This window comes from Methylocucumis oryzae, from assembly GCF_000963695.1.
GTDB lineage: Bacteria > Pseudomonadota > Gammaproteobacteria > Methylococcales > Methylomonadaceae > Methylovulum > Methylovulum oryzae.
The window spans coordinates 1-13,291 of record NZ_LAJX01000181.1; the positions used below are offsets into that span (position 1 = coordinate 1).

General features: G+C 49.7%; 9 protein-coding genes. 5 read left to right on the forward strand and 4 right to left on the reverse strand.

The window, feature by feature from the left end:
* The first annotated feature begins 397 nt into the window (after positions 1-397).
* The 5 genes from VZ94_RS30975 (at position 398) to VZ94_RS29415 (ending at position 10,270) form a co-directional block, all read left to right on the forward strand.
* Positions 398-2,110, forward strand: coding sequence for a DNRLRE domain-containing protein (locus VZ94_RS30975; protein ID WP_275575292.1), 1,713 nt, complete (start codon positions 398-400; stop codon positions 2,108-2,110).
* A gap of 601 nt (positions 2,111-2,711) precedes the next feature.
* Positions 2,712-4,202 (forward strand): TIGR03032 family protein, encoded by a 1,491-nt coding sequence (locus tag VZ94_RS15890; protein WP_052700635.1) that lies wholly within the window; start codon positions 2,712-2,714, stop codon positions 4,200-4,202.
* Positions 4,203-4,790: 588 nt separating this feature from the next.
* Positions 4,791-5,474 carry an FG-GAP repeat domain-containing protein gene (locus VZ94_RS15895; RefSeq protein ID WP_045779976.1) on the forward strand — a complete coding sequence of 228 codons (684 nt, stop codon included), beginning with the start codon at positions 4,791-4,793 and terminating at the stop codon, positions 5,472-5,474.
* Between the two features lie 49 nt (positions 5,475-5,523).
* A complete protein-coding gene (locus tag VZ94_RS15900; protein WP_045779977.1) occupies positions 5,524-7,857 on the forward strand; it encodes an FG-GAP repeat domain-containing protein in 2,334 nt (777 codons plus the stop codon).
* A complete protein-coding gene (locus tag VZ94_RS29415) occupies positions 7,844-10,270 on the forward strand; it encodes an FG-GAP-like repeat-containing protein (protein WP_052700636.1) in 2,427 nt (808 codons plus the stop codon). Before VZ94_RS15900 ends, VZ94_RS29415 begins: the two co-directional genes overlap by 14 nt.
* A 217-nt stretch (positions 10,271-10,487) precedes the next feature.
* Here VZ94_RS29415 and VZ94_RS15910 read toward each other — a convergent pair whose 3' ends face one another.
* From VZ94_RS15910 to VZ94_RS15920, 4 genes are all read right to left on the reverse strand, one after another.
* A complete protein-coding gene (locus tag VZ94_RS15910) occupies positions 10,488-11,006 on the reverse strand; it encodes a GNAT family N-acetyltransferase (RefSeq protein WP_275575293.1) in 519 nt (172 codons plus the stop codon).
* A gap of 214 nt (positions 11,007-11,220) precedes the next feature.
* A complete protein-coding gene (locus VZ94_RS26090; RefSeq protein WP_157844960.1) occupies positions 11,221-11,394 on the reverse strand; it encodes a hypothetical protein in 174 nt (57 codons plus the stop codon).
* 663 nt (positions 11,395-12,057) lie between these two features.
* Positions 12,058-12,327, reverse strand: coding sequence for a DUF6953 family protein (locus tag VZ94_RS15915; protein WP_045779978.1), 270 nt, complete (start codon positions 12,325-12,327; stop codon positions 12,058-12,060).
* Between the two features lie 293 nt (positions 12,328-12,620).
* Positions 12,621-12,923, reverse strand: coding sequence for a hypothetical protein (locus VZ94_RS15920; protein WP_045779979.1), 303 nt, complete (start codon positions 12,921-12,923; stop codon positions 12,621-12,623).
* Positions 12,924-13,291 lie beyond the last annotated feature (368 nt).

The following is a 13,291-nucleotide window of genomic DNA, read 5'->3' on the forward strand; positions in this document are numbered from 1 at the left end:
GTGAAAAATGGTGTTTGGTGTGATTGGTCGGGATTCCTTCGGAGATACACGTTATTGACGCAGGTCTTTGGTGCATGGAATGCACCCTACTTAACTGTCGACGTTAGGAGGCGCATCGCTCGCGAACGTTGCGCCTCCACGTTGTTCGGCACAACCTATGTAAGGCGGGTTTCTTATCGCGTTAATTTTAGTCAAAAATAACGCCTTCAATGATAGGATAGTCCGCTAAAGCCGCTGTCCCAAGTAAGCCTCAACAATTTATAAGGTAACTATCATGCATACCATCGCAACCACTCCCGGCGCATCAAGAACTGCCGCCATGATTACCCCGCTTGCCCTGGCTGTTGCCGTGACCTCAATGCTAGGCACATCCCCTGCTTGGGGTAGCAGCGCTACCTTGACGCATGACAGCTACGTGACCAAGCCTTTTGTTGCGAGTGTAACCCCGAGGCATGGTGCAGAGGGGGATTTGCTGATTAACCAGGCTAACACGGCATTCCTGCAGTTTGGCCTGGACAAAATACTGCCGACTGGCGTACTTGCCACCGACATCGACAAAGCGACTTTAAAATTCTTTATCTCCAAGGTCAACGCCACCGGGCCGAAGCGGAACAGCAACTTGACGCTCAGGCAGGTTATGGAAGCGTGGGATGAGAAGACCGTCCCGAAACTCGGCATTGCACCGGTTGTTGACCCGTCGGCTAGAAACTTCAAAATCAGCCGGAGCTATCAAGGTAAATGGTTGGAGCTGGACGTGACGGAACTGGTTACGACCTGGGTCGCCAACCCTGAGCTTAACTTCGGGCTGGCCCTGAGCGTGGAAGGGCTAAGCCTGGTGGACATCGTCATCGACAGCAAAGAGAACGCCGCGACAGGCCATGAAGCGGTATTGACGGTGGTGTTACATAAAAGCGCCGGGGCTACTGGTGTCACAGGCGCCCAAGGCAATCCAGGGAGTACCGGCGCCACCGGTGCCACTGGACTCCAAGGCAACACAGGCAGCACCGGAGCAACCGGTGCCACTGGACTTCAAGGTAACACAGGCAGCACCGGCGCTACCGGTGCCACTGGAACTCAAGGTAACACCGGCAGCACCGGCGCCACCGGTGCCACTGGAACTCAAGGTAACACCGGCAGCACTGGCACCACCGGTGCCACTGGACTTCAAGGCAACCCAGGCGTCGACGGCGCCACCGGTGCAACTGGATTACAAGGCGACCCTGGTAGCACCGGCGTGGCCGGCCCTTACGCCTTCGTTTTGGTCGTAGGCAAAAGCGCCGACGGCAGCGGTCGAGCCTTGGCCGCCCCAGAATATGCCAGCATTAACGCCGCCTTGGCTACCATCCCTAGCGACTTACAAGGCGTCGGCGGCATCTGCTCGGCGCACTATCTCATCAAAGTCTTGCCCGGCACTTATGCAGAGCGCGTGAGTATGAAGCCGTGTGTGGATATTGAAGGCTCAGGACAACTGAGCACTTACATCACGGCGGCGGGAGGCGCTAACCATGGCGCTAACAGTGCCACGGTCACCGGGGCGAACAATGCGGAACTGCGTAGTTTAACCGTAACCAACACAGGTGGAGACACTTATGCCATAGCGTTCTTCAACCCTGCTAACGCCGCGACCCGCCTGAGTGCGGTTACCGCCAGCGTTTCGGGAGGGTCAGGCATCTATGTGGTGAGTATCAACACCTCCTCACCGACGCTGACCAATGTCAGCGTCAGCGCTTCGGGAGGGTCATCAAAGATTGGGGTGTATATGGCAAATTCCTCGCCCACGCTAACCAATGTCAGCGTTAGTGCTTCGGGAGAGTCGTGGAACTATGGTATGTTTCTCACCCTATCCTCACCAACGCTGACCAATGTCAGCGTTAGTGCTTCGGGCGGGTCATCCAACTATGGGGTGGTGAGCACCGGTTCTCCTAGCAGCACCTCAATCCAGCGTTCCAACGTGTTCGGCTCAACCGCCAGCATTGAGGTTTGGAACGGTGGCAGCATCAAGATTGGCGCCAGCCAATTATCCGGGCCAGTATCAGTAATATCAGGCACATTCACCTGCGTCGCATCGTACAACGCGAATTTTGTCGCACTGAACGCGTCATGCCAGTAACGGATAGCCGGGCAAACACAATAAGATGCGCTGATAGGATGCTGCCGACGTTAGGAGGCGCATCGCTCGCGTACGTTGCGCCTCACGTTGTTCGGCACAACCTATGTAAGGCGCGTTTCTTATCGCGTTAATTTTAGCCAGGTAGGGTGCATTCCATGCACCAAAGAGAGCGCACAGACTCAACGTTTTAGGGTTATGTGAAAAATGGTGTTTGGTGTGATTGGGCCGGGATTTCTTCTGAAATACACGTTATTGACGCAGGTCTTTGGTGCATGGAATGCACCCTACTTAACTGTCGACGTTAGGAGGCGCGCATCGCTCGCGTACGTTGCGCCTCACGTTGTTCAGCACAACCTATGTAAGGCGCGTTGCTTATCGCGTTAATTTTAGCCAGGTAGGGTGCATTCCATGCACCAAAGAGAGCGCACAGACTCAACGTTTCATTGTTTTGTGAAAAATGGTGTTTGATGTGATTGGGTCGGGATTTCTTCTGAGATACACGTTATTGACGCAGGTCTTTGGTGCATGGAATGCACCCTACTTGGCTGTTCCCGTACAATAGCGGGCTACAACAATCAACCCTAAACAAGGCCAAAAACAAATGACCCATCCAACGGACAACTCAGAAAACGCCTTAACCCGCCCTCAACAAGAAGTCACCATGGCCGGATCGGAAGGGCTTTGGGATTGGCTTAATGACTTAAATATTAGCCTGGCGTTTACCACTTACCAAACCAACCGCTTGTTTTTGTTGGGTTGTAAGCCAGATGGACGCTTAGGGGTTAATGAACGCCTGTTCGACAAGCCAATGGGGCTGTACGCAAGCAATGACAGCTTGTATATGGCGTGCCGTTATCAATTGTGGCAATTAGAGAATCGCTTAGGCAAGGATGAAAACTACCTGGGTTATGACAAATTGTATGTTCCCAGCCGATCTTTCACCACGGGCGACTTGAATGTGCATGATCTGGTCATGACCAAAACCCAAAAACTGCTGTTCATCAACACCGATTTCAGTTGCTTGGCGACCCTAAAATCCGGCTACAGCTTTGAACCGATCTGGCAACCGCCTTTTATCAGCAAGCTGGTAGCAGAAGATCGTTGTCACCTGAATGGTTTGGCAATGCAAAATGGTGAGCCCACTTATGTCACAGCCTGTAGCACAACCGATAGCGCGGCAGGTTGGCGGGATTGTCGGGTTGATGGCGGAGTTGTGATTCATATCCCCAGCAATGAAATCATCTGTACAGGCTTGTCGATGCCGCATTCTCCGCGCTGGTATCGGAGCAAACTGTGGCTACTCAATTCCGGCACAGGCGAATTCGGCTATGTTGCTGGTGGTCGGTTCGTACCCGTTACCTTTTGCCCCGGCTTTGTCCGTGGCTTGGCCTTTGTTGGGGATTATGCCTTGGTGGGCCTTTCTAAATTACGTTCGAAAACCTTTGCGGGTTTAGGTTTGGAAACACGCCTAGCCGCAGAAGGCCAAACGTCACAATGCGGCTTGATGGTGATTGACTTAACCACAGGCACTGTAATCAATAACTTGCAAATAGAAGGCGCGGTTGAAGAACTCTTTGATATTGTCGTGCTGCCCAATATCCGCTTACCCAGAGCGCTTGGCTTTCAGGATGATGATATTGACCGTTTGATAAACTTCCCTAACTCGGGCGGCATTATCGTCACCAAACCGACGGTGAAACGTCCGGGCATTGGCAAGTCGGTGCAAGCGGCAGGTTTGCCTAGGGCAGCACAATTGGCAAATCCATCTGCACAAACCGTCAAATATCAGCGGGTTTATCACTTAACCCCTGACAATCTCTTGCCTTACGAAGCGATGACTTACCCCAGCTTACGGAACCGTTGGCAAACCCAAGCCCAACGCGGGGAATTATTTGGCGTGTCGGCCTCCATCGCAGGTGAAATGGTGGGGTTTGCTGTGGCGGAAAAATACGCAACGGATACCGCCGAACCGGCCGCCGAGCTGCTGTCCTTATTTGTGTTGCCCCTTTATCGGCATCAAGGCATAGGCACGGCGTTGGTCAAACACATGGAAAAGCTACTGGGCAATGCCGCTACTGATGTGGGCTTGTGACGGCTCACGCAAGCGTCACACCGTTTTCCTGATTCTGTTCTCAGATTGAATACTCGGCTACGCACTTAAGACGGGACAGCTAAAGTGAGAACAACGTCATCTCGGCATGGATTGCCGAGATCCAGGGCACAAGGATGTGTTTGAAGCTTTGCCATCCATGGCACCTCGGCAACCGCTCCTGCGTTGCTCTACCTCCTGCGTCCTGCAGTCGTGGATTCCGGCAATCCATGCCGGAATGACAGTTTAGCTCAACTGACTATAATTAATTCTGTCCCGCTTTAAGTTGGTAGCCAAAATATTTTTATCAAAATCTGAAATCTGTTTGAACAATTTCTTTGCTTAGCGGAATAATGTGAATGAATTGACAAAAAATGTGCTTTAGACACCACTTTAAACAATAATAAGAAAGGCAACGTCATAAGGCAAAATAAGCTTGGCAGTGTTTTATAACCTTATCAGACACACAAACTAAGCGATGGTGACACGCTAACAAATAACCGCTTTGTCTAACTTAGGTATGAATTCGCGAGACCTGAAAGCTCTGAATCGACGAACTTATTCCATACATAAAAACACTAGGAAAACGCTATGTCAGACCCTATTTTGAATTCTACCCCCGAGACCGACCCCTTCAGCCTGACAGACCAAGTTACTTTCCCATATCCAACCTTGGCCGATAGCGCCGATACCCATTATAACGAACTGGCCGCCAAGCCCTTAGCCGTTACAATCCTGGATAATGACTTGCCTAAAGTAGCCAACCCGAGTTTTGTACTCGCCGCCACACCCTCCGGTTTATCGAACAATGGTATCCCTGTAGCGAGTTTTGCCGACATTGACGGCGATGGCGACATCGATGTATTTATCGGGGGTTCGGACGGCAACACCCTTTTATTCCGTAACATCGGCACATCGGTATCGCCCAGTTTTGCCAGCGAAAGCAGCAACTTAGGTCTGACGGATGTTGGCATTTCTGCTGCACCCGCCTTTGCCGACATCGATGGCGACGGCGACCTTGATGCGTTTATCGGGGAACGTTATGGCAGCATTGTGTTTTTCCGCAATAACGGTACGGCATTGAACCCTAGTTTCGTCAAAGAAGCCGACAATTTCGGTTTAATCCAGGAGCCTAATTTCGTTCGCCCTGCCTTTGCCGACATTGACGGCGATGGCGACCTGGATGCCTTTGTCGGCACGGGTGACGGCACTCCCCTATTCTTCCGAAACATCGGCACGGTAAACGCACCGACTTTTTGTAAAACAAAGCATTGACTTAGGCCTGACTAGCGCAGGACCTTCTGCCACACCCAGCTTTGCCGACTTGGATGGCGATGGCGATTTGGATGCCGTGATCGGCAAAGACAACGGCGACACCATTTATTTTAAGAATAACGGCAATGCCACTAACCCCAATTTTTCAGCAGTTGGCACCAACGTTTTCGGACTGTCAATTGCTGATGTGAGGTACACCCAACCCACCTTCGCCGACCTGGATGGCGACGGTGACTTAGATGCCTTGCTCAGTTCTAATGCAGGCTTTACTTATTTTTCCAACAATATCCCCGGCATCAAAATCACCCAAAGCGGCGGCACGACTGCCGTGACCGAAGGTGGGGCAAAAGACAGTTATACCTTTGTCCTGGGCAGCATCCCCACAGCAGATGTCACCATCACCTTGGACAACACCAACAACCAAGTCAACACCAATACAATCACTTTAACCTTCACCGCCGCCAACTGGAATATCCCGCAAACGGTGATTTTGACCGCTGTCAACGATACAACAGGCGAAGGCCAGCACACTGGGGTTATCAAGCACACCGTAACCAGCGCCGATGCCACCTACAGCGGTATGGTGATTGAGCCTATTATCGTGGAGATCGCCGATAACGATCTGAATCAGCGTGACCCGAGTTTCAATGCCGCAGTCTTAAACAATCCCTTTGGTTTGAATACCCCTGACAATAGCCCCAGCCCGACTTTTGCTGATATTGACGGTGACGGTGATTTGGATGTCTTTGTGGGCGGCAAATATGGTGACACTACCTTCCTTAAGAACATAGGCTCAACCACCTCCCCTCAGTTTGTTCTACAAGCCAACAACCTTGGAATTACGGATGTGGGCTATGATGCCAGCCCCAGTTTCGCTGACATCGACAGCGACGGCGATTTAGATGCTTTTGTCGGCAATAAAGACGGCGACGTCAAATTCTTCCGCAACACGGGCTCGGCGGAAACGTCCACATTTGTTGCACAAAAGGCAAACTTTGGCTTAGCCAATGTCAGTGCTAAAGCCAGCCCGACCTTTGTTGACATCGACAATGACGGTGATTTGGATGCCTTTGTCGGTAAAGCTTCGGGTGGCACTGTCAGTTTTTTCCGCAATACAGGTACGGCAACCACCGCTAAATTCGTCAGCGAGACCAATGATTTTGGCTTGAAGGGCTTGAGTGCCAACACAAATCCGGACTTCGCAGACTGGGATGGCGACGGCGACTTGGATGCCATCGTGAGCGATTTCTTTTCGATTGCCTTCTTCCGCAATAACGGCTCAAAGACAGCCCCCAACTTCGTCAAGCAAACCAGCACCTTTGGCTTGACCATTATTGGCAATTCCATCAACCCAGCTTTGGTTGACATCGACGGCGACGGCGACCTGGATGCGTTTGTCGGTTTCAACTATAGCGACTATGCCGACACGGCGTTTTTCTTGAACACCCCGCCTGGCATCACCTTCCACCAAAGCGGCAACACCACTTCTGTGGCCGAAGGTGGAGCGACCCACAGTTACACTGTCGTTCTGGATAGCATACCTAAAGGCAATGTCACCATTACCCTGGACAACACCAACAACCAAGTCAACTCCAATCTTACCACCTTGACTTTTACCGCCGCCAACTGGAATATCCCGCAAACGGTGATTTTGACAGCCGTTAACGACACGGTAGGCGAAGGCCAGCATAACGGGGTCATCACCTACATAGTGACCAGCACTGATTCCGATTACAACGGTATGGTCGTCAAGCCGTTGGCCGTCACGATCATCGACAACGATTTGGCAACGGGCAATCCCAATTTTATTGGCGACCAGATCAACCCATTCGGCTTGACCACCGGGCCCGATGGTTTCATAAAGCCGCGTTTTGCCGACATTGACGGCGACGGCGACTTAGATTTGTTTGCCGGCTTTCGTTATGGCGACATCCAGTTTTACCGTAATACCGGCACCGCCAATGCCCCCGCCTTTGCCAGTCCCGTCAACACTAACAGTATTGGCTTGCTAGGGCCCAACGGCGGCTATAACAGCCCAAGCTTTGCCGACATTGATGGCGATGGTGACCTGGATGCGTTTATCGGCGGCGCTGACGGCAAATTGCATTTTTCCCGTAATGTTGGCTCGGCTGTAGCCCCTGCTTTCGTCAGCCAAAACTTTACTTTTGGTATTACCAAGGTCGGCTCTTACGCCAATCCAACCTTCGCCGACATTGACAGCGACGGCGACCTGGATGCGTTTATCGGTGCGAATGACGGTAAAACACAGTTTTTCCGCAACATTGGCACTGCCAACAACCCCAGTTTTTGTCAAACAAGCCAAAAACTTCGGCATTGCCGATGTCGGCGACAGCACCGCTTACCCCAGTTTGGTCGATTTTGACGGGGATGGTGATTTAGATGCTATCGTCGGCGACCTTATTGGCAACAGCCAATTCTTTCGCAATGTCGGCACGGCGACCGCACCCTCCTTCAGCAAAGTAAACGGCAGTTTCGGCATTCCTGAAGTCGGCGATTACGCCCATCCCACTTTTGTTGACATCGACGGCGACGGCGACTTGGATGCCTTTATCGGCGAAGATGGTTTTGACACACCGATTCATTTTTTCCGTAACGTTCGTACCAACCTAGTGACCATCGTCCAAAGCGGCGGCTCAACCAATGTTGCCGAAGGCGGGGCTAGCGACACCTATACCGTTGTCTTGAAAAACCAGCCCACTGCCGATGTGACCATTACCTTCCAGACCAATGGTCAGATTTCAACCAATACCACCAATTTGGTGTTTACGCCTGCCAATTGGAATGTTGCCCAGACCGTCAAGGTGACGGCTATCAACGATAATGTTGGCGAAGGCAAGCACACTGCGGTCATCAGCCATACGGTAAGCAGTACCGATCCGGCTTATAACGGAGCATTCAGTTTACCGGTGGTCGCTAACATCACCGACAACGACTTACCGAAAGCGAATCCAAAATTTATAGCCCCGCTGACTAACCCATTCGGTTTATCTGAAAATCCAAGTTTTCTTCAAACGGCATTCGTCGATATTGACGGCGACGGCGATTTGGATGCTTTTCAAAACGGTTCATCATTTGGTCCTGTTCGATTCCTACGCAATGTCGGCACGGCCAATGCGCCCAACTTTGTCAGAGAAACCGATAATTTCGGAATCACCGAAATCGACTCTTCAATAACCAACCCTAGCTTTGCCGACATCGACGGCGATGGCGATATGGATGTGTTTGTCGGCGACAGAGACGGCATCACGCATTTTTTCCGCAACACGGGAACGGCCAAAAAACCAAGTTTCACCAGCGAAGCCAACAACTTCGGCATTACTGATGTTGGTACTTACGCTAACCTCACTTTTGCCGACATTGACAACGACGGCGACATAGATGCATTTGTCGGCAACAATGCTGGCAAAACGCAGTTTTTCGAGAATATTGGTACTGCCAGCGCACCTGTTTTTGATAGTTCTACTAGTACATTTGGCATTCCGTTTATGGGAGGTATAGTTCGCCATAACCTTGTCGATATTGATGGCGACGGCGATCTGGATATGTTTGTCGGGGATGCCGCAGGCGACACCCATTTCTTCCGCAATACCGGTTCTGCTAGCGCACCTAATTTTGTCAGTGCCAGCGGGTCTTTTGGTATCGGCAATGTCGGCTCATTTGCCAGCCCTGCTTTTGCCGACATCGATGGCGATGGCGACATGGATGCTTTTGTCGGCAATAATGACGGTGAGATTCGCTTTTTTGAGAACGCCGCCAGAAGTCGACCGGTTTTGGCTGCCCCTGCCGACATCGTCTATACCGACACGAAATTTGACGACACTTTCGCCACTAAAACCGGCAGCTTGACGGCAACGGATGCCAATGGCGACAGTCTCACTTACGGCATCCAGGGCGGCAAGGAATTGGGCAATGGCACTGTCAGTTTGGTCAACAGTTTCGGCACCTTGACCGTCACCAAAGCCACTGGCGCATACAGCGTTGTCGCCAAAGATGCCGTCATCGAAGCGTTGGCCGCCAAAGCTGCCGCCAACTTTACGGTCACGGTATCCGATGGTTTACTTATCAGCAGTCAAACCTTGACTCTTCGCATTAACCAAAGCGGCACGACCGAAACCAACGGTGACGATACCTTGCTCGGTACCACCGCCAACAACAGTTTCAACGCCTTGAGCGGCAACGACACCATCAACGGTAATGGCGGCGCGGATACCATGCGCGGCGGCACAGGTAACGACACGTATATCGTCGACAACATCGGCGACAAAGTGATCGAAACCTCCACCTTGGCGACCGAAATCGACTTGGTGCAAAGTTCAGTCAATCACACGTTGGCGGCTAACCTAGAAAACTTGACCTTGACCGGCGTGGGTAACCTGACCGGTAGCGGAAACAGTCTCAACAACACGCTGGTCGGCAATAACGGCAACAACCTCCTTATCGGCTTAGTCGGCAACGACATATTGACTGGCGGTCTTGGGCTGGACAAATTCCGCCTGGCCACCTTGGACCGGGATCGCATCACCGACTTCAATGTTGCGGACGATGTCATCCAATTAGACAACGCTGTGTTTACGCAACTGACCGCCACCGGTGTGTTGTCGGCGAATAACTTTAAAATCGGCGCAGCTAAAGACGCCGATGACCACATACTCTACAACAGCACGACCGGCGTCCTGACCTACGACGACAACGGTAACGGCGCGGGCGGTGCCACGCAGATCGCCGTGCTGGGCGCAGGACTGGCCCTGACGAACGCGGACTTTAACGTGATTTAGGCATCGTCAGCCGATTACCGTGGTCGAATTAAGCTCTGACGCGTTAGGCACTGCCATTAAGTTAAGGAGTCAAGTAGGGTGCATTCCATGCACCAAAGAGTGCGCCCAGATTCAACGTTATGTGAAATAGGGTGTGATTGGATTGAGATTTCTTCCGAAAAGCGCGTTGTTGACGAATTCTTTGGTGCATGGAATGCACTCTACTTGGCTTACCGTGCTAAGCAGCGTTAAATGCTACGGAGTAAGTGACGGTACCTTCAGGGACTTTGTCGCCAAAGACCTTTGCAAGAAAAAACTCCTTGGCACCGTGTGGGTACAGCAGACTGCGATAAGACTTAAAGCCAAAGCGTCCATAGAAAACGGGATTGCCATAAACCACGCAACCTGCAGCGCCAAGGACTTCGAGTTCGCTTAAGCCACGAAGCACCAGGGCTGAGCCTATGCCACGAGACTGGTGTATTGGATGAACCGATACCGGGCCTAGTGCGTACCAAGCGGAGACAGAAGGTGCTATCGTTACCGGCGAGATGGCCACATGGCCAACCACTTCTCTCTCTGACTCGGCAACCAGAGAAATGGTGAGAGCACCGTCTGCACGAAGATGGTTAACTATTTCAGGCTCGCGGCCATCGCTGTGGGGATGACCACAAAACGCAGCCTCGACAATCCTTGAAATTGGCAAAATGTCCGAAGAAGTCTCTAATCGAATTAATACTGATACTGGAATATGTGACAACTAACACCTCCTTTAGACGTTTAAGATGGAATTAAATGCAAAGCCAAGCGGCGGAGCGTTAACGGAGTCAAGTAGGATGCATTCCATGCACCAAAGAGTGCGCGCGGATTCAACGTTTCGTCGTTATGTGAAAAATGGCGTTTAGGGTGTGACTGAGAGGGGATTTCTTCCGAAAAGCACGTTGTTAACGAGTTCTTTGGTTCATGGAAGCACCCTACTTGGCTGATTCAACCAATCCATCCTTTGCCGAATTAAATATTTTTAAATGAGTCTTCGCTTCCAATTCAGATAACCAAACGAGGCCAATTTGAGCAATAGTAGACCAACGGCTTTCTGAACTATGAAATTCTCTAAAGGGCTCAATAAACTTGAAAGTTGCATTATTCATAGTTGATTTCCAGATTAACAAGTAATTATATATTCCTGTATATCATGCAGTTTTTGTTGATATGCAGCAAGTCTTAGTGTCAATTACCAGCCGCGCTGTGGAGTATGCATTGCGTATCTAAAGACACACACCCCCTACCCTACAAGCTTTTAAAAGAACCAAATCTGACTGCTTAAAACACAGGTCTACTAGCTTAAGACGGGACAGCTAAAGCGAGCACAACGTCATCTCGGCAGGGATTGCCGAGATCCAGAACACAGTCAAGTAGTCAAGTAGGGTGCATTCCATGCACCAAAGAGTGCGCGCGGATTCAACGTTTTCATCGTTATGTGAAAAATGGCGCTTAGGGTGTGATTGGATGGGGATTTCTTCCGAAAAGCACGCTGTTGACGAGAGTTCTTTGGTGCATGGAATGCACCCTACTTGGCTTGGCTTTGGTGCATAGAATGCACCCTACTTGGCTAGGACGACGACCCTGGGTTAGTCAAGTAGGCCGCATTCCGTGCACCAAAAAGTGCGCGCGGATTCAACGTTTCATCGTTATGTGAAAAATGGCGTTTGGGGTGTTATTGGATGGGGATTTCTTTCGAAAAGCACGTTGTTGACGAGAGTTTTTTGTTGAATGGAATGCACCCTACATGGCTTAAGTTGGAACACAAATCGTTATTCGACTTGCCTGCCTTTGTAAGTTTCGTTTTCACGGAGCTTTCGCCATGCTCTATCGCCGCGTTCCCAAACGACTTTTCCTTCCGACAATTTACGAAACTCTTTCAAGACGTCTTTCCCGATGGCAAGATTCCCATTTTCGTTTGTGTAAACAAAATCAGTGCCAAACTCCTTTTTGATTTTGTAAACGATGGATTCTTGATAGAGATACTTTGAGGTTTCAAAGTGGGAGAACATCCACTCTGCCACTTCGCGTGCTGTGATCATCTTTTTTCTCCTATTGCCTAACACCAAGCTAAGCGGGGCGCAAGTCACTTAGCTTTTTAAATTACAACCTAATCATTTAAACCGCCAAACTCCTGCGCCTCCGCTTGAGCGTATGTTGGGGGTTCCCATAAATAACGACTTTTTATCGCTAATTATTTTTTACAATTGTTGGTAGTGGTGGTAAAGCGTAAATGATAAAAACTGGAGTCTAATAGCTTTAGCTATTGTTTTTGTTGAAAGTAACTAAAGCTATTAGACTCCATATCATTCAATTTTTACCACTACCAAAAAATCTAAGCTAAAACAGTTTGTTCCGACTTGTTTTCTAACTGTTCTTTAGCCTTATAGAAAGTAGTCTCACCAGTAGTAAGTTCTTCTAAATAACTTGCTCGCTTGCCAACCTCTTCAAAGCCTTTAGCTACACTACAACCATGTTTAGCACAGTACAAATCCACTGCTTCTTGCAACAATTCTTTTTCATTGCCCTTGCGTTTGGATTCCAATAAAACATACGCATCACGCGCCGCATTCAGTGATACTTCGGCAGATTCTTTTGCTGATTCTGTAACGCCTTTTATTTCGTCAATTATCTTCATTTTCTGTTCCTTAAATTTTAAATTAGTCGGTATGCAACCATAATGGATACATGACTTATTTGGGGATAAGAACAAAATATTTCAAGTTGATGTCAGTTGTTTTTTTTCGTCAATTCAACGCATAGTACTTAGAATACTCACAAGGTTCTTTCATAAAACTTCTTACTAAATTGCCTATAAAATAAGACAGTTTAAAACCTTTCTTTATCAGCAATTCTCAATTTAGGAATACTAATATAATCATATGGATATAAATGGCAAAGTAACAAGGTTATTGTAGTTTTACCGCAAACATTGCCAGTTTGATAAGCAGATCTTCAAAAATTGATAGTTAATTGCAGCAAAGTGCATCTAAAAAGCGTGAATAA

Excerpts from the sequence above, each read along its gene's own strand:
- VZ94_RS15890 (WP_052700635.1), top strand. The coding sequence starts at position 2,712 with ATGACCCATCCAACGGACAACTCAGAAAACGCCTTAACCCGCCCTCAA.
- VZ94_RS15895 (WP_045779976.1), top strand. The coding sequence starts at position 4,791 with ATGTCAGACCCTATTTTGAATTCTACCCCCGAGACCGACCCCTTCAGC.
- VZ94_RS26090 (WP_157844960.1), bottom strand. The coding sequence starts at position 11,394 with ATGAATAATGCAACTTTCAAGTTTATTGAGCCCTTTAGAGAATTTCAT.
- VZ94_RS15915 (WP_045779978.1), bottom strand. The coding sequence starts at position 12,327 with ATGATCACAGCACGCGAAGTGGCAGAGTGGATGTTCTCCCACTTTGAA.
- VZ94_RS15920 (WP_045779979.1), bottom strand. The coding sequence starts at position 12,923 with ATGAAGATAATTGACGAAATAAAAGGCGTTACAGAATCAGCAAAAGAA.